Origin of the sequence: Robertmurraya korlensis, from assembly GCF_023715225.1 — a bacterium.
Lineage (GTDB): Bacteria > Bacillota > Bacilli > Bacillales > Cytobacillaceae > Robertmurraya_A.
In genome coordinates, this window is record NZ_JAMBNS010000061.1 from 1 (window position 1) to 497 (window position 497).

A 497-nucleotide genomic window follows, 5' to 3' on the forward strand; every position below is an offset into this window, starting at 1 on the left:
TGGTGCGACTTGATCACATGCGCTTTGCCTTGGTGACTTTTTGCCGATTCAATGACATCGGGATAAATGGTCCCTTGTGCCAAGAATTGAATGCCTTTGCCCTCAGCCGACAGTTCACGTGCGGTATCTGCAAACACATCGATAAAGGTTTTGCCAATGATTTTACGTTTGGCTTCTGGATCGCTAACACCGGCTAATGCGGTCAAAAAACGTTCTTCAGCATCCACGCGAATGACTTTAACGCCCATGTTTTCAGCAAAGATTTGCATCACTTGGTCGCCTTCATGGAGCCGTAACAAACCATTATCAACAAACACGCAAGTTAGCTGCTCGCCAATCGCTTTGTGAAGCAGTGCGGCTACCACCGAGCTATCAACGCCGCCCGAAAGTCCCAACAACACTTGCTCATCGCCAATTTGTTCTTTTAATTGCGCCACACGCATTTCAATGATGTTATCCGGCGTCCACGCATTGGCACAGCCACAGATTTGGTGGAC

At 48.3% G+C, this 497-nt stretch carries 1 protein-coding gene; it reads right to left on the bottom strand.

Annotated features, from left to right (window positions below; translation table 11 throughout):
• Positions 1–497, bottom strand: a 497-nt coding sequence (locus tag M3175_RS25820) for an asparagine synthase-related protein (RefSeq protein WP_251524544.1), incomplete at both ends; no start/stop codon positions are given.